The organism is Achromobacter animicus, assembly GCF_902859585.1.
Taxonomy (GTDB): domain Bacteria; phylum Pseudomonadota; class Gammaproteobacteria; order Burkholderiales; family Burkholderiaceae_B; genus Achromobacter; species Achromobacter animicus.
Genome location: NZ_CADIJM010000008.1, coordinates 176,348 through 197,240 on the forward strand (window position 1 = coordinate 176,348; position 20,893 = coordinate 197,240).

17 protein-coding genes are annotated in these 20,893 nt (G+C 67.2%); 14 read left to right on the forward strand and 3 right to left on the reverse strand.

What is annotated here, in order from left to right; all coding sequences use genetic code 11:
- The first annotated feature begins 17 nt into the window (after positions 1-17).
- From HV681_RS19165 to HV681_RS19185, 5 genes are all read left to right on the forward strand, one after another.
- Positions 18-2,738, forward strand: a complete 2,721-nt coding sequence (locus HV681_RS19165; protein WP_175124545.1) for a nitrate reductase — start codon at positions 18-20, stop codon at positions 2,736-2,738.
- Between the two features lie 106 nt (positions 2,739-2,844).
- Positions 2,845-3,570, forward strand: coding sequence for a hypothetical protein (locus tag HV681_RS19170; RefSeq protein WP_370633016.1), 726 nt, complete (start codon positions 2,845-2,847; stop codon positions 3,568-3,570).
- Positions 3,571-3,654: 84 nt separating this feature from the next.
- Positions 3,655-3,972, forward strand: a complete 318-nt coding sequence (locus HV681_RS19175) for an ElaB/YgaM/YqjD family protein (RefSeq protein WP_105240220.1) — start codon at positions 3,655-3,657, stop codon at positions 3,970-3,972.
- Positions 3,973-4,040: 68 nt separating this feature from the next.
- Positions 4,041-4,457 (forward strand): phage holin family protein, encoded by a 417-nt coding sequence (locus HV681_RS19180; protein ID WP_175124547.1) that lies wholly within the window; start codon positions 4,041-4,043, stop codon positions 4,455-4,457.
- A gap of 3 nt (positions 4,458-4,460) precedes the next feature.
- Complete coding sequence (locus HV681_RS19185) at positions 4,461-4,823, forward strand: hypothetical protein (protein ID WP_175124548.1); 363 nt, start codon at positions 4,461-4,463, stop codon at positions 4,821-4,823.
- Positions 4,824-4,940: 117 nt separating this feature from the next.
- On the opposite strand, the gene ubiD is transcribed toward HV681_RS19185, so the two are convergent.
- Positions 4,941-6,485, reverse strand: a complete 1,545-nt coding sequence (gene ubiD / locus HV681_RS19190) for a 4-hydroxy-3-polyprenylbenzoate decarboxylase (protein WP_175124549.1) — start codon at positions 6,483-6,485, stop codon at positions 4,941-4,943.
- Between the two features lie 81 nt (positions 6,486-6,566).
- Between ubiD and HV681_RS19195 the strand changes: the two genes are divergently transcribed.
- Positions 6,567-7,385, forward strand: coding sequence for a lytic transglycosylase domain-containing protein (locus HV681_RS19195; RefSeq protein ID WP_175124550.1), 819 nt, complete (start codon positions 6,567-6,569; stop codon positions 7,383-7,385).
- A gap of 76 nt (positions 7,386-7,461) precedes the next feature.
- Here HV681_RS19195 and HV681_RS19200 read toward each other — a convergent pair whose 3' ends face one another.
- The gene (locus tag HV681_RS19200; protein WP_175124551.1) at positions 7,462-8,622 is read right to left on the reverse strand and encodes a pyridoxal phosphate-dependent aminotransferase; all 1,161 of its coding nucleotides are present in this window, start codon (positions 8,620-8,622) and stop codon (positions 7,462-7,464) included.
- Between the two features lie 43 nt (positions 8,623-8,665).
- On the opposite strand from HV681_RS19200, the gene HV681_RS19205 reads away from it, so the two are divergent.
- The 4 genes from HV681_RS19205 to HV681_RS19220 all read left to right on the forward strand — a co-directional run bounded on the left by HV681_RS19205 (position 8,666) and on the right by HV681_RS19220 (position 13,672).
- On the forward strand, positions 8,666-9,577 hold the full coding sequence (locus HV681_RS19205) for an FAD-binding protein (protein ID WP_175124552.1): 912 nt from the start codon (positions 8,666-8,668) through the stop codon (positions 9,575-9,577).
- Positions 9,578-9,709: 132 nt separating this feature from the next.
- Positions 9,710-11,998: an NADP-dependent malic enzyme gene (locus HV681_RS19210; protein ID WP_175124553.1), complete on the forward strand. Its 2,289-nt coding sequence runs from the start codon at positions 9,710-9,712 to the stop codon at positions 11,996-11,998.
- Complete coding sequence (locus tag HV681_RS19215) at positions 11,979-13,208, forward strand: patatin-like phospholipase family protein (RefSeq protein ID WP_246282926.1); 1,230 nt, start codon at positions 11,979-11,981, stop codon at positions 13,206-13,208. Before HV681_RS19210 ends, HV681_RS19215 begins: the two co-directional genes overlap by 20 nt.
- Positions 13,205-13,672: a barstar family protein gene (locus HV681_RS19220; RefSeq protein WP_056570977.1), complete on the forward strand. Its 468-nt coding sequence runs from the start codon at positions 13,205-13,207 to the stop codon at positions 13,670-13,672. The genes HV681_RS19215 and HV681_RS19220 overlap by 4 nt, the downstream gene beginning before the upstream one ends.
- A gap of 1 nt (position 13,673) precedes the next feature.
- Here the strand turns inward: HV681_RS19220 and HV681_RS19225 are convergent, their stop codons facing one another.
- Positions 13,674-14,405, reverse strand: a complete 732-nt coding sequence (locus HV681_RS19225; protein ID WP_175124554.1) for a 16S rRNA (uracil(1498)-N(3))-methyltransferase — start codon at positions 14,403-14,405, stop codon at positions 13,674-13,676.
- Positions 14,406-14,612: 207 nt separating this feature from the next.
- Here HV681_RS19225 and tkt point away from each other — a divergent pair, with 207 nt between their 5' ends.
- From tkt to HV681_RS19245, 4 genes are all read left to right on the forward strand, one after another.
- On the forward strand, positions 14,613-16,649 hold the full coding sequence (gene tkt / locus HV681_RS19230) for a transketolase (RefSeq protein ID WP_175124555.1): 2,037 nt from the start codon (positions 14,613-14,615) through the stop codon (positions 16,647-16,649).
- A gap of 15 nt (positions 16,650-16,664) precedes the next feature.
- Positions 16,665-17,675: a type I glyceraldehyde-3-phosphate dehydrogenase gene (gene gap / locus HV681_RS19235; RefSeq protein ID WP_056570971.1), complete on the forward strand. Its 1,011-nt coding sequence runs from the start codon at positions 16,665-16,667 to the stop codon at positions 17,673-17,675.
- A gap of 93 nt (positions 17,676-17,768) precedes the next feature.
- A complete protein-coding gene (locus HV681_RS19240) occupies positions 17,769-18,965 on the forward strand; it encodes a phosphoglycerate kinase (RefSeq protein WP_175124556.1) in 1,197 nt (398 codons plus the stop codon).
- Between the two features lie 189 nt (positions 18,966-19,154).
- The gene (locus HV681_RS19245) at positions 19,155-20,843 is read left to right on the forward strand and encodes a SulP family inorganic anion transporter (RefSeq protein WP_175124557.1); all 1,689 of its coding nucleotides are present in this window, start codon (positions 19,155-19,157) and stop codon (positions 20,841-20,843) included.
- Positions 20,844-20,893 lie beyond the last annotated feature (50 nt).

Here is a 20,893-nt window from a genome sequence, read left to right on the forward strand (position 1 = left end):
CGGGGGCGGAGTAGGACATGGACATGCCGATGGCGCGACGGATTGAAATCGTCAACGAAGCGGCGCGAGACGTGGCGTCGGTCTGCTGTTATTGCGGCACCGGCTGCGGGGTGCGCGTGCAGGTGCGCGATGGTGCGGTCGTTGGCGTGCGCGGCGACGAGTCGCATCCGGCCAATCGCGGCCGCTTGTGCAGCAAAGGTCTGGCGCTTGCCGACACCGTGCGGCGCGATGACGCGCGCGTGTTGTCGGCGCAATGGCGTTCGGCGCGCGATCAGCCCCTTGAGGATGTCGCGCTGGCGCAGGCGCTGGACATCGCCGCGGACCGGCTGGCCGACGCGATTACCCGGCACGGCCCGGATGCCGTGGGCTTTTATCTGTCCGGACAGTTGCTGACCGAAGACTATGCCGTCTTCAACAAGCTGGCGCGGGCGCTGGCAGGCACGAACAACATCGACACCAATTCGCGCCTGTGCATGTCAAGCGCGGTGTCGGGCTACAAGCGCACGCTGGGCGCGGACGCGCCGCCCGCCTGCTACGAAGACCTGGAACTGGCCGACACCGTGCTGATCGCCGGGTCCAACATGGCCTACGCGCACCCCGTGCTGTTTCGCCGGCTGGAAGCCGCGCGGGCCAGCCGGCCGCACATGAAGGTGATCGTGATCGACCCGCGCCGCACCGACACGGCGGCGTTTGCCGACCTGCATCTGCCGATCGCGCCAGGGTCCGACGTGGCGCTGTTCAACGCCATGCTGCATGTGATGCTGCGCGAGGGGCTGGTCGACGAGGACTACATCGCGCGCCATACCGAGGGCTTCGAGACGCTACGGGCGCGCGTGCAAACGGTGACACCCGAGGCGGCGCAGCGCCTCTGCGGCGTGCCGGCGCAGGACATCGTCCAGGCGGCGCGCTGGTTCGGCCAGGCGCCGGCGGCGCTGTCGCTGTACACGATGGGCTTGAACCAGTCGGTGGCGGGCACTGACAAGAATGCGGCGCTGATTCACCTGCATCTGGCCACCGGCCAGATCGGGCGTCCCGGCGCGGGGCCGTTTTCGCTGACGGGCCAGCCCAACGCCATGGGCGGGCGGGAAGCGGGCGGCATGGCGACCCTGCTGCCGGGCCATCGCGATCCCGCGTCGGCCACGGACCGCGCCGAGGTCGCGCGGCTGTGGGGGCTGAAGCGCCTGCCCGACGCGCCAGGCGCCACGGCGCTCGACATGTTCGACGCGGTGCTGGACGGGCGCATCAAGGTGTTGTGGATCGCGGCAACCAATCCCGCGCAGTCGCTGCCGGATCAGGCGCGCGTGCGGGCCGCGTTGGCCCGCGCGGAGTTCGTCATCGTGCAGGAGGCATTTGCCGGCACCGAGACGCTGGCCCATGCCGACCTGGTGCTGCCCGCGGCGACCTGGCCCGAGAAATCCGGCACGGTGACCAACTCCGAGCGGCGCATCAGCCGGGTCCGCGCCGCCATCGCGCCGCCCGGCGACGCGCAGCCCGACTGGCGATTGGCCCAGGCAGTTGCGCAGCGGCTCGCGGCGCGCATCGCGCCGGCCAAGGCGGCGCTGTTTGCCTATCGCGACGAAAGCGAGATCTTTGCCGAGCACGCCCGCATGACCGCCGGCCGGGACCTGGACTACAGCACGGTGGATTACGCCGTGCTGGCGCAGCACGGACCGCAGCAATGGCCGTACCGGGCGGGGCAGGGCACCGCGCGCCTGTACGCCGACGGCGTGTTTCCCACCACCAGCGGCCGCGCCCGGTTCTGCGACGTCGCATGGCGGCCGACCGCCGAAACCGTTTCCGGCGACTTTCCGCTGCAACTGACGACGGGCCGGTTGCGCGATCACTGGCACACGATGGCGCGCACCTCGCTGGCTCGCGTGCTGACGCAGCATGTCGAGGAGCCATGGGTATCGCTGCATCCGGAGGACATGCGCCGCCTGGATCTGGCGCCCGGGTCACTGGCCCGGCTGCAGTCGCGGCGCGGCGCGCTGGTGCTGCCGGTGCAGGCGGACGCGTCGCTGCTTCCCGGCCAGGCCTTCGTGCCGATGCACTGGGGTAGCGCGTTCATGGCCGGCTTGGGCGTGAACGCGCTGACCAACCCGGCAGCCGATCCGATATCGCGCCAGCCCGAGCTCAAATTCAGCGCCGTGCGCGCCGAGCGGGCGGGCCTTGCGTGGCAGGCGGCGGCGTGGCGGCAGGGCGATGCAGCGGCGCTGCGCACCCGGCTGGCGCCCTGGCTGCACCGCTTCGACTATGCCGTCGTCCTGCCGGTGGGCGCGGGCGGCGTCCGGTTGCGGCTCGCCAGCCGCGTCGCGCCAGAAGCCGACGTGCTGCACGAGTTGGCAGACACGCTGGACCTGCGGCGTCCCGATGTGGCGTACGACGATCCGGCGCGCGGCTATTTGCGCCGGGTCAGCGCCGGCCAAGGCACGCTGCATGCCTTTCTGCTGACGGGCGACCTGCGCGCGCAGGAGCCGCTGCTGGCGTGGGCTGCGGGAGGCGAGGCGCCCGCCAGCATCGCGGCGCTGCTGATGGGACGCGTTGCGGGCGCGGTGCGTTCGCGCACCCTCTGCGTCTGCAATGGCGTCAGCGAAGCGGCCATCCTGAAAGGCATCGAAGGCGGCTGCGATCTGGCGGGGCTGAAGGACACGCTGGGTTGCGGCACCGGCTGCGGTTCGTGCGTGCCGGAGATCCAGGCGCTGATGGCGCGCGCCCCCGCGGCGCCGGTGCTGGCGTGACGACACGTTCGGACATACGCCGGGCACGGCAACCGGTGTAGTATCAAGCCAGCTGTCCCCAAGGCGGGACGGCGCTTTCGGATTTCTGGAGTGGCTTGTGACGACGATGCGAAAAATGGCATCCCTGGTTTTTGCGGCCGGCGCGTTGGGCGCGGCCGCTACGGCGCAGGCCGGCGTGTGTGACGCGAAGTTCATGCACGACGGCGGCGCCGTCCAACTAACCGGCTCGGGCAATCTGGCGCTGGGCGCGGATCTGACCTTCGCCGAAGTTACAAAAAGCAATGGCGACAACTGCCGCGCGCGCGTGCAGGGCGTTGCCCGATTCAGCTACGCGGGCCTGCCGCCCGGCAAGTCCAAGCTCGACTACCTGATGACCGTCAAGGGCGGCCAAGCCACCTTCCTGCGCTACGCCAGCGCGGGCGAAGCGCCCAAGCCTTCCGAAGGCCAGTTCGACCTGCGCATGCTGGGTCTCTTTGCCTACGACGGCAAGCTGGCGGCGGGCCAGAAGCTGCCCGGTTCGTCGTTCCGCCTGAAGATCGGCAAGGAAGCGCCGGTGGGCGGCCAGCCCAGCACCACGGTGCGCATCGGTGAAAAATCGGTTGGTCAGAAGACCTCGATGGACACCGCACTGGGCAAGCAGTCGTGCCACCCGATCACCTACACGCGCAATTCGGATCCCACGATGGCCACGTTTCAGGGCCTGACCATTCCCATCCCCGGCATGAACACGACGGTCACCGATTGGTATTGCCCGGCCGTGAATCTGGTGATGAAGCAGGACATCGATCAGGGCGGCGTGAAATCCGCCGTTGAGATTACGCAGATCAAGTAGCACCCGGTAGCAAGCGGGCGTTTCCGCCCGCATGGCCGCTGGTATCATCGTTTCCGTCATGGACACACAACAGGAGCTCAGAAAATGGCAACGAGAAAATCCGAAGACGTCGCAAAAGAAAAACTCATGGACAGTGTCAAGACCAGCCTGAACGACGCCGAAAGCCTGCTGCGCGAAGCCGCCAGCAGCACCGGCGACAAGGCCAACGAACTGCGCGACCGCGCCATGACCTCGCTGCGGCGCACGCGCGAGGCCCTGTACGAAGCGCAAGACGCCGTCCTCGAACGTGGCCGCAAGGCTGCCCGTGCGACGGATGACTACGTGCACGACAATCCCTGGCAAGCCATCGGGGTCGCAGGCGTGACCGGCCTGCTGCTCGGCTTGCTGATCAGCCGCCGCTGACAGGGCAGGACGTCCGGGCGGCAGGCACGGCTTCATGCCGTTGCCTGCCGCCCGGCGTTCTTTCAGCCATGGGTCTAAGAAAAACTGTTTTCGGTGTTGCCTCCAGCCTGGTCGGGCTGATGCGCACGCGGCTGGAGCTGCTGGCTCTGGAAGCCGCGGACGAAAAGGCGCGCCTGCTCAAGCTGCTGGGCCTCGCGTTTGCGGCCCTGCTATTTCTGACGCTGGCGGTGCTGGTGGCCACCATCACCATCGCCGTGGCGTTCTGGCCCACGGAAGACCGCTATCTGGCCCTCGGGCTGCTGGCGGCGTTCTATGGGGTGGCCGGCGTGGTGTTGTTGCTGGTGGTGCGCCACGGACTCGTGTACGGACAGACGCCGTTTTCGGCCACGCTCGAAGAGCTGGGCCGGGATGCGGAACTGCTGGACCGGGTGCGCGACATGCATGCCGACGACGAGACGCCGGTGCGCCGGCGCGAGGAGTTCTAAGCCATGTCGAAAAGATCTCCGACTGTCGACCGCGCCGTGCGCATCGAATTGCTGCGCGCCCGCGCGGCCATCGAGCGCGAGTCGCTGGCACAGAACATCGTGTCGGCCGGGCGCAGGCTCGAGCCCAGCGCGCTCATCCGCGGCATGCTGCCGGGTCTGGCGTCTGGCGGCGCGTCCCGCTGGGCGTTGCAGGCCATCACGATGGCGCGGCGTTATCCCATCATCAGTTCGTCGCTGTCCGCCATGTTCATGCGTGGCGGCAAGCGCGGCAAGCTGTTGAAGCTGGCCGGCGGCGCCTTCGTGGGCTGGCAGCTCTTGAAGGCCTGGCGCGGCGCGCGCCAGGACGACGACCGGGAACGCGACTGACGCCAGCTGCCAGATAAAAACCCCGCCGCTCAACCGGTCCCGCACCGCCAGACTTTCGTCCAGCAATGCGGGCCCGGCCAGGCGGCGGGGTTTTTTTATGCGCAGGCAGTGGCGCGTCTACAGTCCCAACTGCCCCCACATATCGTCCACGCGCTTCTTGACATCCGCGTCCATCGTGATGGGAGTGCCCCATTCACGATTCGTCTCGCCCGGCCACTTGTTGGTGGCGTCCAGGCCCATCTTGCCGCCCAGGCCGGACACGGGCGACGCGAAGTCCAGGTAGTCGATCGGCGTGTTCTCCACCAGCAACGTGTCGCGCACCGGATCCATGCGGGTGGTCATCGCCCAGACCACTTCCTTCCAGTCGCGCGGATTGATGTCCTCGTCCACGACCACGATGAACTTGGTGTACATGAACTGGCGCAGGATGCTCCACAGCCCGAACATGACGCGCTTGGCGTGGCCCGCGTACTGCTTGCGGATCGACACCACGGCCAGCCGGTAGCTGCAGCCTTCGGGCGGCAGGTAGAAATCCACGATTTCCGGAAGCTGGCGGCGCAGCAGCGGCACGAAGACTTCGTTCAGCGCCACGCCCAGCACGGCGGGCTCGTCGGGCGGCTTGCCGGTGTAGGTGGAGTGATAGATGGGGTTGCGGCGCATCGTGATGCGCTCGACGGTGAAGACCGGGAACCAGTCCTGCTCGTTGTAGTAGCCGGTGTGGTCGCCGTACGGACCTTCCAGCGCCATTTCGTAGCCGGTGTCGGGCGGGGGATTGACGCCTTCGGGCACCACGGGCTTGATGGCACGCGGGTCCGAGGACGGCAGCAGATGGCCTTCCAGCACGATTTCGGCCCACGCGGGCACGGACAGGTTGCTGCCCAGCGCCTGCGCGACTTCGGTGCGCGAACCGCGCAGCAGCCCCGCAAACTGGTATTCGGACAGGCTGTCCGGCACCGGCGTGACGGCGCCCAGCGTGGTGGCCGGGTCGGCGCCCAGCGCCACCGCAATCGGGAAGGGCGTGCCGGGGTTGGCGATCGCGTGGTCGCGGAAATCCAGTGCGCCGCCGCGGTGCGACAGCCACCGCATGATGAGCTTGTTCGGGCCCAGCAACTGCTGGCGGTAGATGCCCAGGTTCTGGCGCTTGGCGTTGGGACCGCGGGTAATGACCAGGCCCCACGTCAGCAGCGGCGCCACGTCGCCCGGCCAGCAGGTCTGGATGGGCAGCCGGTTCAGGTCCACGTCCTTGCCTTCCCAGACGATTTCCTGGCAGGCGGGGCTTTTGACGTTCTTGGGGCTCATGTCCCACAGCGCCGATTTCAGCATCGACACCTTGGCCAGCGCATCGCGCAGGCCCTTGGGCGCCTCGGGTTCGCGCAGCGAGGCCAGCAGTTCGCCGATGTCGCGCAGCGCGCTGACGTTGTCGGCGCCCATGCCGCGCGCCACGCGGGCAGGCGTGCCGAATAGATTGGCCAGCACCGGCATCTGCGCGGGCTGGCCGTTGTGGCGGGCGTTTTCGAACAGCAGGGCGGGGCCTTCGGCCCGCAGCACGCGGTCGGAAATCTCCGTCATTTCAAGCTGCGTCGACACCGGCGCAGCAATGCGTTTGAGTTCGCCCATTCGTTCAAGTTGGGCGATGAAGTCTCTAAGGTCGCGGTATTTCACTACAGATCCCAGCGATTTGGTTACATTTCGGATTCAAAGAGAGGTTAACATTGACTCCCTCTTTTTTACGCAGGAGGTTTTATGCCCGATGCGTCAGTGGCCAGCCTGTTCAGGAACATGGCCCAAGGAGTGCACCAATATCTTGCCGAATCCCTGCGCATTTGCTCTGTCTACCTGGGCATCGCGGTCATTGTGACGGTAAGCATGGGATTCGCCCTGCCTGGTTTGCGCGACCAGGCATTGCAAGTGCACAAAGCCTTGTTGACCGCCCTCGCGCCTTCATCCATGCAGGCCAGCTCCGAGTCCGAAGCCGGCTCCGAACTGGGTGCCGACACCTCGTCGGCAATTGCCATGGCCGTACCCACCGCACCCGCCAGCAACGCCACCGGCATGCTGGGGCCGGCTCGTGTCGCGCCGCCCGCACCCAAAAAGACCGCGTCGGCGGCTACGGGACCGCAGGCCGAAGCACTGCGCAACTATATCTCGCGCAAGTACAAGGTTGCGTATGACGCGACCGGTCCGCTGCTGAACACTGTGTACAAGGTCAGCCGCGAAAAGCAGTTGGACCCCTTGCTGGTCCTGGCCGTGATCGCCATCGAATCGCGTTACAACCCGCTGGCCGAAAGCCATGTGGGCGCACAGGGCCTGATGCAGGTCATGACCAGCGTGCACCAGGACAAGTTTGACGCGGTCGGCAAGAATCCGCTGGACCCGGCCGCCAACATCGGCGTCGGCGCCACGATCCTGCGCGACTGCATCAACCGCCGCGGTTCGATCGACGGCGGGCTGGCGTGTTACGTGGGGGCCACGGGCCCGGACGACAACGGCTACGGCGCCAAGGTGCAGGCGGAACGCCGGCGCCTGGCGCTGGCGTCGGGCATTGCGCTGGCGCGCGACTGATCCGCGCTGTCCGTTCTGAAAAAAAAAGGCGCGTCCCGCAAGGACGCGCCTTTTTCATGGGGACGGCACAGCAGGGTCAGCGCTGCAGCAGCACGCCCATCCGCGCGACCGCTTCTTCCAGGCGGTCCAGGCCGGTGGCGTACGAAAACCGCATGGTGTGCGCCGCGTGCGCCGGTCCGAAGTCCAGGCCCGGCACGGCGGCCACGCCGGCTTCCAGCAACAGGCGCTGCGAGAACGCGGCGCTGTCCATGCCCAGGCTGCTGATATCGGCATAGATATAGAAGGCGCCGTCCGGCTTGACCGGCACGTCGATGCCCAGGCGCTCGAATTCCGGCAGCAGGTAATCGCGGCGCTGCTTGAAGGCTTCGCGGCGGTGTTCGAAGGTCTTCAGCGCGGCGGGCGTGAAGCAGGCCAGCGCGGCGTGCTGGGCCAGCGTGGGCGCGCAGATCGCCAGGCTGGAGGCAATCTTTTCCACCGGCGCGACCATGTCGTCGGGCACGATCATCCAGCCCAGGCGCCAGCCCGTCATGTGGAAGTACTTGGAGAAGCTGTTGATGACGATGACGTCGTCGTCCAGCGTCAGCGCCGAGCGCGGCTGGCCGTCATAGGACAGCCCCAGATAGATTTCGTCGACGATGGCAAAGCCGTCGCGGGCGCGCACCTGCGCCAGCAGCTCGGCCAGCTCGCCGTGGGCGATCGACGTGCCGGTGGGATTGCTGGGCGAGGCCACCATCACGCCCTGCGTGGCGGGCGTCCAGTGACGCGCGACGTCGTCGGCGGACAGCTGGAAGCGTTTTGCCGCCGTGCTGGGAATCAGGCGCGGCACGCCGCCCGCGGCCAACACGAAATTGCTGTTCGCCGGATACGACGGATCGGGCATCAGCACCTCGCCGCCGGTATTCACCAGCGCCGCGCAGGCCAGCGTCAGGGCGCCCGAGGCGCCCGCGGTCACAATGACGCGCCGCGGGTCGATGGCGGCGCCGAACTGGTCGCGGTAGAACTGCGCGATGGCCTCGCGCAGCGGGGCGATGCCCGCGCCCGGGCTGTAGCCGCTGAGGCCGGCGCGCGCGGCGCGGTCCAGCGCTTCCACCACCTGGGGTGGCGCGGTAAAGTCCGGTTCGCCGATGCCCAGGCTGATAATGTCCTTTCCGGCCGCCTGCAGCGCCTGCGCCTGCTTGAACAGTTCCATCACCTGGAACGTCAGGAAATCGTGAGTGCGGGTAGCGAGGCGGGGCATCGGAATCTCGAAAGCGTCATCTAGCAAAAAAGGAATTGTAGTCATGCAGCCATCCCGGCGCGCCTTTCTCATGGGCCGGCGACCCGTCCAGACGCCGTGGGCGGCCTTCGTGCAACGCCTGGCGCTGGTGTGCCGCGGCAAGGTCCGCGACCTGGGCGAGGGCGGGGCGGACGGCACCTGCGCCATGCTCACGCCGGCGTCCGGGGCCGACGTCGTCCAGGCGCGCAAGCTCTGCGCCGAGTACCACGTGACGCTGGAATTGGAAGGGGCGGCGGGACCCTTCGCGCCCTCGGCCCGACCGCGCCTGCGGGTGGATCCCGTCTTGCTGGCCGGATTGACCCGGTTGGACGGGGATGCACCACGGTGGCACGCGCAGCCCGGCGTGACCGTGGCGGCGTTGGCCAGCGCGGGGCTGCGGCAGTTCGCCGGGCTGCCGGGCGACATGACGCTGGCCCAGTGGGTGGCGGCGCCGGCGTCCTGGCCGGCGGGCCATTGCGCGGCCTCGGGCCTCGTAGCGGCGGACGTTCTGCTGGCCGATGGCATCGAGGAAACGCTGGGCGCGTTCGGCGAAACCGACGTGCAGCCGCTGCGGTCGGCGACCGTGCAGCGCCTGGTGCCGGCGCTGTTCCAGCTTGCGTCCGGCGGTGATGCATTCGCGACCAACGACGGCTATCACTGGCTGGGCCGCTACCGGCTGGACGCGCTCAAGCCCGTCACGCCGGCCACCGTCAACCTGGCGCAATTGCTGCTGGGACACGGCGGCACGCTGGCTTGGCTGCAGGGCGCGGTGCTGGTTGACGTGCCGCCCGGCGACGATGTCCGTACCGGCGCCGCGACCGCGTCCCGGCCTGAACCGGCTGCCCCGGGATTGGCAACCGTCCGCCTGGACGGCCGCGTCAAAACCCAGTTCGACCCCGACGGCTGCTTCCCGGAACTCCTGTGGCCCGAAGTCTGACAAACGTTCAGCTTGCTGTAAGATTCCGGCGCTCGACCTCAAGAAAGCGCAGGGCCCGCGTATCGCACGGCCCGTCATGGGAATAGAATTCCTCCCTCTTTCGTGTCACACACTCTAGCCAGTAGCCGCCCTATGGATGCCAACCTTCGCAAAGCCGCCCTTGAATATCACGAGCACGGGCGCCCCGGCAAAATCTCGGTCACGCCGACCAAGCAGCTGACGAACCAGCGCGATCTGGCGCTGGCGTACTCGCCCGGCGTGGCGGCGGCCTGTGAGGAAATCGTGGCGGATCCGGCCAACGTGTTCCGTTACACGGCCCGCGGCAATCTGGTGGGCGTCATCACTAACGGCACCGCGGTGCTGGGCCTGGGCAACATCGGCGCGCTGGCCTCCAAGCCCGTCATGGAAGGCAAGGCGGTGCTGTTCAAGAAGTTCGCCGGCCTGGATGTCTTCGACATCGAAATCAACGAAACCGACCCGGACAAGCTGGTCGAGATCATTGCCGGCCTGGAAGCCACGTTCGGCGGCATCAACCTTGAAGACATCAAGGCGCCGGAGTGCTTCACCGTCGAGCGCAAGCTGCGCGAACGCATGAAGATTCCCGTCTTCCATGACGACCAGCACGGCACGGCGATCTGTGTGTCGGCGGCCTTCATCAATGGCCTGAAGGTCGTGGGCAAGGACATCAAGCAGGTCAAGGTAGTTACGTCGGGCGCGGGCGCCGCGGCGCTGGCGTGCCTGGACCTGATGGTGGATCTGGGCCTGCCGCTGGAAAACATCTGGGTGACCGACATCGAGGGCGTGGTCTACGAAGGCCGCACCACGCTGATGGATCCGGACAAGGCGCGCTTTGCGCAGAAGACCGACGCCCGCAAGCTGGCCGAGGTGATCCAGGACGCCGATGTGTTCCTGGGCCTGTCGGCCGGCGGCGTGCTGAAGCCCGAAATGGTCGCCACCATGGGCTCGCGTCCGCTGATCCTGGCGCTGGCCAACCCTACGCCGGAAATCCTGCCGGAAGTGGCGCACGGTGTGCGCGACGACGTGGTCATGGCAACGGGCCGTTCGGACTACCCGAACCAGGTCAACAACGTGCTGTGCTTCCCGTACATCTTCCGTGGAGCGCTGGACGTGGGCGCCACGACCATCACGCGCGAAATGGAAAAGGCGGCGGTGTACGCCATTGCCGAATTGGCCGAGGAAGAACAGAACGAAGTCGTGGCGGCCGCCTATGGCACGTTCGACATTTCGTTCGGCCCCGAATACCTGATCCCCAAGCCCTTCGATCCGCGCCTCATCGTGCGCATCGCGCCGGCGGTGGCCAAGGCCGCGATGGAAGGCGGCGTCGCCACGCGTCCGCTGGCCGATCTGGAAGCCTACGAAGAACAGCTGCAGCAATTCGTGTACCACTCGGGCGCGTTCATGAAGCCGCTGTTCTCGGCGGCCAAGCGCATCGTGCGCGAAGGCGGCCCGGCGCGCATCGTGTTCGCGGAAGGCGAAGACGAGCGCGTGCTGCGCGCCGTGCAGGTAGTGGTGGACGAAGGCCTGGCCCGCCCGATCCTGGTCGGCCGCCCGTCGGTGCTGCTGACCCGTATCGAAAAGCTGGGCCTGCGTCTACGCCTGGGCGAGGACGTCGAAGTCACCAACCCCGAATACGACGAGCGCTTCCACCAGTACTGGACGACCTACTGGGAACGCATGTGCCGCCGCGGCATCACCAAGGAAATGGCGCGCGTGGAAATGCGCCGCCGTATGACGCTGATCGGCGCGATGATGGTGCACCTGGGCGATGCCGACGGCATGGTCTGCGGCTCCGTCGGCGCGTATCACGATCACCTGCGTTTCGTGGATGAAGTGATCGGCCGCCGTCCGGGCCACAACGTGTATGCCGCCATGAACATCCTGCTGCTCAACGAGCGCACGGTGGTCCTGGTGGACACGCACGTGAACGACGAACCCACGGCCGAGCAGATCGCGGAATTCACCGTGGCCGCCGCGCGCGAGATGCGCCGCATGTATCTGGCGCCCAAGGCCGCGCTGCTGTCGCGCAGCAATTTCGGTTCGGGCAGCTCGGCGTCGGGCGCCAAGATGCGCCGCGCGCTGGAACTGGTGCGGCAGATGGATCCGGAACTGGAAATCGACGGCGAAATGCACGGCGATTGCGCGCTGGACGAGGCCCTGCGCATGCGCATCCTGCCGTCGTCCACGCTCAAGGGCGAAGCCAATCTGTTGGTGTGCCCCAACGTCGACTCGGGCAACATCGCCTACAACCTGCTCAAGACGGCGGCGGGCGGCAACGTCGCGGTGGGTCCGTTCCTGCTGGGCGCCAATGCCCCCGTGCACATCCTGACCTCCAGCTCCACCGTGCGCCGCATCGTCAACATGACCGCGATGACGGTGGTCGATGTCAATACGCCACGTTGAAGTCAAACCGGCCGGCAGGGCGTGCCCGCGCACGCCCACCGGCCTGGTCCTGACGGGCGGCGGCGCGCGCGCCGCCTATCAGGTCGGGGTGCTCAGCGCCATCATGGAGCTGCTGGACCCGGACTGGCATTCCCGATTCCAGAACCCCTTCGACATCATCTGCGGCACGTCCGCCGGCGCCATCAACGCCGCCGCGCTGGCCTGCCGCGCCGACCGGCCCCATCTGGGCGTGCGTCGCATCCGCCGCCTGTGGTCGTCGCTGAACACCGACATGATCTACCGGGCCGACGCGCCCGGGCTGATCCGCACCGGCGTGCGGTGGCTGGGCCTTCTGTCGCTGGGGTGGATGTATTCCGGTTTGACGCGCAAGCGTCCGCACTCGCTGCTGGACAACACGCCGATGCAGGGGCTGCTGGAACGCGTGCTGGACTTCAGCAATCTGCGTTCCAACCTGGAGAGCGGTTCGCTGTCCGCGCTGGCCATCACCGCGTCGGGCTACACCAGCGGGGAGCACCTGACGTTCTACCAGGCGCACACCCCGATCGAACCCTGGCACCGCTACCTGCGGCTGGCCATCCCCACGCCCATCGGCATCGAACACCTGATGGCCTCGTCGGCCATTCCCTTTGTCTTTCCGGCGCGCCAGGTGCAGGTGCACGGCAAGGGCGAATGGTGCGGCGACGGTTCGATGCGCCAGCTTGCGCCTATCAGTCCGGCGATCCACCTGGGCGCGCACCGCGTCATGGTGATCGGCACGGGCTACCGCGACGACACCCACCCTGAGAATCGCGAGGATTCGCCGCCGTATCCGTCGCTGGCGCAGGTCGGTGGTCATGCGCTGTCCAGCATCTTCCTGGATGGGTTGTCGGCGGATGTCGAGCGTCTGGAGCGCATCAATTACCTGATGGACCACGCCGGTCCGAACGGCGCGCCGCCCACCGTGCGCCGCATCGAGGTGTTGACGATCACGCCCAGCCAGTCGCTGGATTTGATGGCGCTTGAACATTTGCACGATATGCCCGCACAAGCGCGTGCGCTTTTCCGCGTACTCGGTGTATCGTCCGATCCAAACCGTCCGGGGGGCGGGGCGCTGATGTCCTACCTCCTGTTCGAAGCCGGCTACACCAAGCGATTGATAGAACTGGGTTATGCCGATACGATGCGACGTAACGATGAAGTGATCGCCTTTTTCAGGGAGGCACAGGCATGACGCGCAATGGCCAATCTACTTTGCAGCGGCAGCTGATGCGCGGCGGTGCGCTGGCTCACGACGGGCTCGACAAGAAGGCCGTGGTGGACGCCGCGCACGAACTTGGCCTGTCCTTGTTTGTTGCCAATTGCGACCCGTGCCGCAGCCGCTCGGCCGTATTGCGCGCCATCGTCAAGGCGGTGGATTTTCCTGAATACTTCGGCGGCAATCTCGACGCCCTGTACGACTGCCTGTGCGACACGGTGCTGGATCACAAATCCGGCGTGGTGCTGTGGCTGTACCGCCTGCATTCCGGTGATCCGGCACTTGAAGAGGACGCCGGCCGCATCGAAACCGTGTGCTCCGATGCCGCGGATTTCGCGCACGAAAACGGCCGCGTGTTTGCCTATGTGATCGAACACGCCGGCGCGCATCCCGAACCCGAGCCCGGCGTGGCCGCTGCCCCTTACGGCGAGAACGACTGACCTACCACCCGCGCAGGGCGCTGATCGCCGACAGCAGCGCCAGCCCGGCCGTCTCGGTGCGAAGCACCCGGGGGCCGAAGCGCACGGCCTGCACACCCGCCTTGCGGGCCGCTTCCAGTTCCTTGTCCGACCAGCCGCCTTCCGGCCCGACCAGCAGGGTGATGCCCGTCTGATCCGATGCGCCTTGCAGCATGCCGGCCAGGTCTTGCTCGGCCTCGGGGTGACAGAGCACGCGCAGGCCGTCGGCAGGCTGGGCCAGCCAGTCTTCCAGCGTCAGCGGCGCGTCGACGGTCATCAACCGGTTGCGGCCGCATTGCTCCGCGGCCGATTGCGCGATGCGCTGCCAGTGCGCGACGCGCTTTTCCAGCCGGGCGCCGGACAACTGCAATACGCTGCGCTGCGCGGCGATGGGGCTGACCCGGGCCGCCCCCAGTTCCACGGCTTTCTCCACCACCCAATCCATCTTGTCGCCCGACGGCAGGCCCTGGGCCAGGATGATGCGCCCACTGAGTTCAGCTTCGCGCGGATTGAAGTCGCCCAACTGGGCGAATCCGGCCTTGCCCTCGACTTCCAGCACCGCGGGGTACTCGCCGCCCTGACCGTTGAACAGCGTGACGGCTTCGCCGGCCCGCAGGCGCAGCACGCGCAGGGCGTGATGGGCAAGCGCTTCCGGCAGGGCGATGCGGGCGCCGGCGGTCAGCGGGGCGTCGCAGTAGAAACGGGGGGCGGGCATGACGTATTGCGGAATTCGGAGAGTGGGGGAGGTGACAAGTTCGCGTAGCTTACATTGCCCGCGCAATTCGCCCGAAACCCGCGATTACATAGGGCATCCGTCCGATGGCCTCCGGGAAATCCCCTGATGCTAAAATCTCCTGCTTCGCAACCTACTCAACCGGCCCTATTTCCTCTGTAGGCGCGCCGGTTTCAAAGAGCCTTCCGAATGAGCAATCCGACCGCCCCTAAACTTGCCTTGGCGGATGCCATCCGCGCCCTCGCGATGGATGCCGTGCAACAAGCGAACTCCGGGCATCCGGGTGCTCCCATGGGCATGGCGGAAATCGCCCAAGCCTTGTGGGCCGGCAACCTGCGCCACAATCCCAAAGATCCCGCCTGGGCCAACCGCGACCGCTTCGTGCTGTCCAACGGCCACGGTTCGATGCTGATCTACGCCCTGCTGCACCTGACGGGCTACGACCTGCCGATCGAAGAGATCAAGAATTTCCGCCAACTGCATTCCAAGACGCCGGGCCACCCCGAAGTGGGCATCACCCCGGGCGTGGAAACGACCACCGGCCCGCTGGGCCAGGGCCTGGGCAATGCCGTGGGCATGGCGCTGGCCGAAGCGCTGCTCGCCGCCGAATTCAACAAGCCGGGCCACACGCTCGTCGATCACCACACCTACGCGTTCACCGGCGACGGCTGCCTGATGGAAGGCATCTCCCATGAAGTGTGCTCGCTGGCCGGCACGCTCAAGCTCAGCAAGCTGGTCGTGCTGTACGACGACAACGGCATTTCCATCGACGGCCATGTGGAACACTGGTTCGCCGACGACACCGCCAAGCGCTTCGAAGGCTACGGCTGGAACGTCGTCCGCGGCGTGGACGGCCATGACGTCGCCGCTGTCGACGCCGCCATCAAGGCCGCGCGTTCGCAGTCGGACAAGCCCACGCTGATCGTCTGCCGCACGGTGATCGGCAAGGGTTCGCCCAACATGGCCGGCACGCACAACGTGCACGGCGCGCCGCTGGGCAAGGAAGAAATCGCCGCCACGCGCACCGCGCTGGGCTGGTCGTCGGAACCCTTCCAGATTCCGCAAGACGTGTACGACGGCTGGGACGGCCGCAAGCAGGGCGCCGAAGCCCAGGCCGAATGGCAGAAGCGTTTTGACGCCTACGCCGCCGAATTCCCCGCCGAGGCCGCTGAATTCACGCGCCGCATGAAGGGCGAGATGCCCGACGGCTACGCCGACCAGTTCAAGGCCTTCCTGTCCGCCACGCTCGAAAAGGGCGAAACCGTCGCCACCCGCAAGGCCTCGCAATTCGCGATCGCCGCGCTGGCGCCGCTGCTGCCGGAAATGCTGGGCGGCTCGGCCGACCTGACCGGCTCCAACTTCACGGACTGGAAGGGCGTTGCCGCCGTCCGCGCCGGCGACAAGGGCATCCAGCTCGGCCGCCACATCAACTACGGCGTGCGCGAATTCGGCATGGCCGCCATCATGAACGGCATCGCGCTGCACGGCGGCTACCTGCCGTTCGGCGGCACGTTCCTGACGTTCTCCGACTACTCGCGCAACGCCATCCGCATGGCCGCGCTGATGAAGCAGCGCGTCGTCCACGTGTTCACGCACGACTCCATCGGCCTGGGCGAAGACGGCCCGACCCACCAGTCGATCGAACACGCGGCCAGCCTGCGCCTCATTCCCAACCTGTCGCTGTGGCGTCCTTGCGATACGGCCGAGACCGCCGTCGCCTGGAACGCCGCCGTGACGCGCCCGGCCAGCATCGGCATGGACGTGCATGACGGCGGCCCGACGGCCCTGTTGCTGTCGCGCCAGAACCTGCCGTTCGTGCCGCGCGACGCGGCCACGGTGGACGCCATCGCCCGCGGCGGCTATGTGCTGCGCGATGCCGAGGGCGCCCGCGCCGTCATCATCGCCACCGGCTCCGAAGTCGCCATCGCCCTGGACGCCCAGGCGCAACTGGCCAAGGAAGGCATCGCCGTGCGCGTGGTGTCCATGCCCAGCACCGACGTCTTCGACAAGCAGGACGCCGCCTGGAAGCAATCCGTGCTGCCCAAGGGTCTGCCGCGCGTCGCTGTCGAAGCCGGCGTCACCGCTTTCTGGCACAAGTACGTGGGCCTGGAAGGCGCCGTGGTCGGCATCGACCGCTACGGCGAGTCCGCACCGGCCGGCGCACTGTTCAAGTTCTTCGGGCTGACCGCCGACAAGGTGGCCGAGACCGTCAAGCAAGTTTTGTAAAAAAGGAGCTTAGTCATGACCATTCGCGTCGCCATCAACGGTTACGGTCGCATCGGCCGCAACATCCTGCGTGCCCACTACGAAGGTGGCAAGAAGCACGATATCGAAATCGTCGCCATCAACGATCTGGGCGATCCCAAGACGAACGCGCACCTGACGCGCTACGACACCGCCCACGGCAAGTTCCCGGGCACCGTCGAAGTCGACGGCGAGTTCATGGTCGTCAACGGCGACAAGATCCGCGTGCTGGCCAACCGCAACCCGGCTGAACTGCCGTGGGGCGACCTGAAGGTCGACGTCGTGCTGGAATGCACGGGCTTTTTCACCACCAAGGAAAAGGCCGGCGCGCACATCAAGGGCGGCGCCAAGAAAGTCATCATCTCGGCCCCCGGCGGCAAGGATGTCGACGCCACCATCGTCTACGGCGTCAACCATGGCGTGCTGAAGTCGACGGACACCGTCATCTCCAACGCCTCGTGCACCACCAACTGCCTGGCCCCGCTGGTCAAGCCGCTGAACGACAAGCTGGGTCTGGAAAACGGCCTGATGACCACCGTTCACGCCTACACCAACGATCAGGTCCTGACCGACGTCTATCACGAAGACCTGCGCCGCGCCCGTTCGGCCACGATGAGCATGATCCCCACCAAGACCGGCGCTGCCGCCGCCGTGGGCCTGGTCCTGCCGGAACTGAACGGCAAGCTGGACGGCTACGCCATCCGCGTCCCGACCATCAACGTGTCGCTGGTCGACCTGTCGTTCGTGGCCAGCCGCGACACGACCGCCGAAGAAGTGAACAGCATCCTGAAGGCCGCGTCGGAAGGCGAGCTGAAGGGCATCCTGGACTACAACACCGAACCCCTGGTCTCTGTCGACTACAACCACAACCCGGCCTCCAGCACCGTTGACGCGTCGCTGACCAAGGTCTCGGGCCGTCTGGTCAAGGTCTCGTCCTGGTACGACAACGAGTGGGGCTTCTCGAACCGCATGCTCGACACCACCGTCGCGCTGATGTCGGCCAAGTAAGCACACCGCCAGTCCATAAGGGGACGGATTTGTTTTCCGCCATTGCGGAAAATGGGTTCGTCCCCTTTGTTCGCCTACCGAAGGAATCCAAATATGTCCAAGGTCAAAACTTTGTCCGCGCTGGCCAAGGCCGGCGCCCTGTCCGGCAAGCGTGTGTTCATCCGCGCCGACCTCAATGTTCCGTTCGATGACGCCGGCCGCATCAGCGAAGACACCCGCATCCGCGCCTCGGTGCCCGGCATCCGCCTGGCGCTGGACGCCGGCGCCGCCGTGATGGTCACGTCGCACCTGGGCCGTCCGAAAGAGGGCGTCCTGACCGACGCCGATTCGCTCGCCAAGGTCGGCCAGCGCCTGTCCGAGCTACTGGGCATGCCCGTGCAGCTGGTGCGCGACTGGGTTGACGGCGTGAAGGTCGATCACGGCCAGGTCGTGCTGCTGGAAAACTGCCGCGTCAATGTCGGCGAAAAGAAGGACGACGAGGCGCTGGCCAAGAAGATGGCTGCGCTGTGCGACGTCTACGTCAACGACGCCTTCGGCACCGCCCACCGCGCCGAAGCCACCACCCACGGCATCGCCCGCTTTGCCACCGTGGCCTGCGCCGGCCCCCTGCTGGAAGCCGAACTCGACGCCCTGGGCCGTGCGCTGCACGAACCCAAGCGCCCGCTGGTCGCCATCGTGGGCGGCTCGAAGGTGTCGACCAAGCTGTCCATCCTGCAATCGCTGGCCGACAAGGTCGATCAGCTGGTGGTGGGCGGCGGCATCGCCAACACGTTCATGCTGGCCGCCGGCCTGTCCATCGGCAAGTCGCTGGCGGAACCCGACCAGGTGGATCAGGCCCGTGCCGTGATCGACATCATGAAAAAGCGCGGCGCGGCCGTGCCGATTCCCGTTGACGTGGTGTGCGCCAAGTCGTTCGGCGCCGACGCCGAAGCCACCGTCAAGGCGGCCACCGACGTGGCCGACGACGACATGATCCTGGACATTGGCCCCAAGACCGCCGAGCAACTGGCCGGCATCCTGAAGCAGGCGGGCACGATCGTCTGGAATGGCCCGGTGGGCGTGTTCGAATTCGATCAATTCGCCAACGGCACCGAAGTAGTGGCCCGCGCGATTGCCGACTCCGACGGCTTCTCGATCGCCGGCGGGGGCGACACCCTGGCCGCCATCGCCAAGTACAAGATCGGCGAGCAGGTCGGCTATATCTCGACGGGCGGCGGCGCATTCCTGGAATTCCTGGAAGGCAAGACCCTGCCGGCCGTGGCCGTGCTGGAAGCCCGCGCGGCGGGTTAAGTCCGGCTGTGTACGCCCCTTGCGAAGGGGCGGCGTGCGGCGGGCGTCAGACGCCCGCCCGCACCAAGCGTGCGGCACCCAAAGCCGCCGCCTTGATTCGCCGCGCGCCGCGCGGCTTGGGGTTGGTGTAGGCTTGGGCGGTCATCCCGCTGCTGGCGGGAATTCACTTGTGATCCGTCTCGCTGCACCATGAATCTCCGCTTTATTCCTGGCCTGGCCAACTTCCAGGGCATTACCCGCGAATCGGCGCGGCGTGACGTGACCGCAGGGCTGAGCGTCGCCGCCGTGGCCCTGCCGGTCGGTCTGGCTTATTCCGCCATGATGGGCGTGCCGCCCGTCGCCGGCTTGTGGGCGGCCATTGCCGGCATGCTGGCGTATGCGTTCTTCGGTTCGTCGCGCACCCTCATCGTGGGTCCCGACACCGCCACCTGCACCCTGATTGCCGCCACGCTGACCGGCATGGCGCTGACCACGCCGGAAGCGCGTCTGCTCGGCGCCACCAGCATTGCGCTGACCGTGGGCGTGGGCTGCCTCATCGCGCGCGTCCTGCGGTTGGGCGTGCTGGCCAATCTGCTGTCGCGGCCCGTGCTCATCGGGTATATGGCAGGCGTCGCGATCACGCTGGCGATGTCGCAGCTCAGCGGCCTGACTGGCGTGGGACTGCGCAACAGCGGCCTCATTCATCCGTTCATGGAACTGTCGCACCGCCTGTCCGAGATCCGGCTGCCGACGCTGTTCCTCGGCCTGGCCTCCTGCATCTTCCTGGTCGTCGTCAAGCGCGTGCGGCCGTCGTGGCCCGGTCCCATCCTGCTGGTGGTGGCGACCTGCGTGCTGTCCTGGCTGTTCAATTTTCCGGCGCTGGGCATCGCGGTGGTGGGCGACGTGCCGGCCGGACTGCCGTCCTTCAATCTGCCGGTCAGCCTGGAAGGCGTGGACGGCATCCTGCTGGGCGCGGCGGGCGTTCTGGTCGTCAGTTTTTCCAGCGGCATCGTGACCGCGCGGAGCTTTGCAGCGCGCACCGGCGAGCACGTGGATCCCAATCGCGAGCTTGTGGGTTTTGGCGCGGCCAACGTGGCGGCCGGGCTGTTCCAAGGCTATGTCGTGACGGGCGCGGACTCGCGCACGGCGGTCGGGCTGGTGGCCGGGGGATCGTCGCCGCTGGTCAGCATCAGCGCGGCGGCCGCGCTGGCCGTCGTGGTGGGTCTGTTGAGCGCGCCGCTGTACTGGCTGCCGCAGTTTGCGCTGTCCGCCATCCTGCTGCTGGCTGCGGCCAGCCTGTTCGATTGGCAGGCCTTCAAGCGGCTGGCGCGCATTTCGCGGATCGAGCTTGCATTCGGCGTGTTGGCCGCCGTGGGGGTGGTGGGATTCGGCGTGTTGCAAGGCGTGGCCGTCTCGGTGGGCGCGACGCTGCTCTACGCCATGTACGTGTCCGGCAATCCCCGCGATGCGCTGCTGGGCCGGCTGCCCGGTGAAACCGTGCTGGGCAAGCTGCATCTGAATCCGGAAGCCAAGCCCGTCCCCGGCGCCGTGATCTGGCTGTTCGAATCCTCGGTCTGGTTCTTCAATGCGGACGCCTTCCGCCGCCGCGCCCGCGAAATCATCGAGCAGGCGGGCGACGTGCGCTGGTTCGTGCTGGACGCCGAGGCCATGACGCAGGCCGACGCGGACGCGGTCGAGGCGCTGTATGAACTGAAGCGCAATCTGGACGAGCGCGGCATCACGCTGCTGGTGGCCGGCGGCCACGGCAAGTTTCGCGAGGCGCTGCAGCGTTCGGGGCTGGTCAAGAAGATCGGGCCGGACAGAATCTTCGGCAGCCCGGAACAGGCGGTCGACGCCATCGAGCGCTGGCGCCGGGGCGGGCCGGCGACGCTGGCCTGACCTTCAAATGACCGGGGGTGTCCTACACCAATCGAATGACCGGGGTGTCT

Bases quoted from the DNA above. Each gene is read 5' to 3' on its own strand.
- HV681_RS19170 (WP_370633016.1), top strand. From the start codon at position 2,845: ATGCGAAAAATGGCATCCCTGGTTTTTGCGGCCGGCGCGTTGGGCGCG.
- HV681_RS19175 (WP_105240220.1), top strand. From the start codon at position 3,655: ATGGCAACGAGAAAATCCGAAGACGTCGCAAAAGAAAAACTCATGGAC.
- HV681_RS19205 (WP_175124552.1), top strand. From the start codon at position 8,666: ATGCAGCCATCCCGGCGCGCCTTTCTCATGGGCCGGCGACCCGTCCAG.
- HV681_RS19165 (WP_175124545.1), top strand. From the start codon at position 18: ATGGACATGCCGATGGCGCGACGGATTGAAATCGTCAACGAAGCGGCG.
- HV681_RS19240 (WP_175124556.1), top strand. From the start codon at position 17,769: ATGTCCAAGGTCAAAACTTTGTCCGCGCTGGCCAAGGCCGGCGCCCTG.
- HV681_RS19210 (WP_175124553.1), top strand. From the start codon at position 9,710: ATGGATGCCAACCTTCGCAAAGCCGCCCTTGAATATCACGAGCACGGG.
- HV681_RS19200 (WP_175124551.1), bottom strand. From the start codon at position 8,622: ATGCCCCGCCTCGCTACCCGCACTCACGATTTCCTGACGTTCCAGGTG.
- HV681_RS19185 (WP_175124548.1), top strand. From the start codon at position 4,461: ATGTCGAAAAGATCTCCGACTGTCGACCGCGCCGTGCGCATCGAATTG.
- HV681_RS19215 (WP_246282926.1), top strand. From the start codon at position 11,979: ATGTCAATACGCCACGTTGAAGTCAAACCGGCCGGCAGGGCGTGCCCG.
- HV681_RS19180 (WP_175124547.1), top strand. From the start codon at position 4,041: ATGGGTCTAAGAAAAACTGTTTTCGGTGTTGCCTCCAGCCTGGTCGGG.
- HV681_RS19220 (WP_056570977.1), top strand. From the start codon at position 13,205: ATGACGCGCAATGGCCAATCTACTTTGCAGCGGCAGCTGATGCGCGGC.
- HV681_RS19195 (WP_175124550.1), top strand. From the start codon at position 6,567: ATGCCCGATGCGTCAGTGGCCAGCCTGTTCAGGAACATGGCCCAAGGA.
- HV681_RS19225 (WP_175124554.1), bottom strand. From the start codon at position 14,405: ATGCCCGCCCCCCGTTTCTACTGCGACGCCCCGCTGACCGCCGGCGCC.
- HV681_RS19245 (WP_175124557.1), top strand. From the start codon at position 19,155: ATGAATCTCCGCTTTATTCCTGGCCTGGCCAACTTCCAGGGCATTACC.
- gap (WP_056570971.1), top strand. From the start codon at position 16,665: ATGACCATTCGCGTCGCCATCAACGGTTACGGTCGCATCGGCCGCAAC.
- tkt (WP_175124555.1), top strand. From the start codon at position 14,613: ATGAGCAATCCGACCGCCCCTAAACTTGCCTTGGCGGATGCCATCCGC.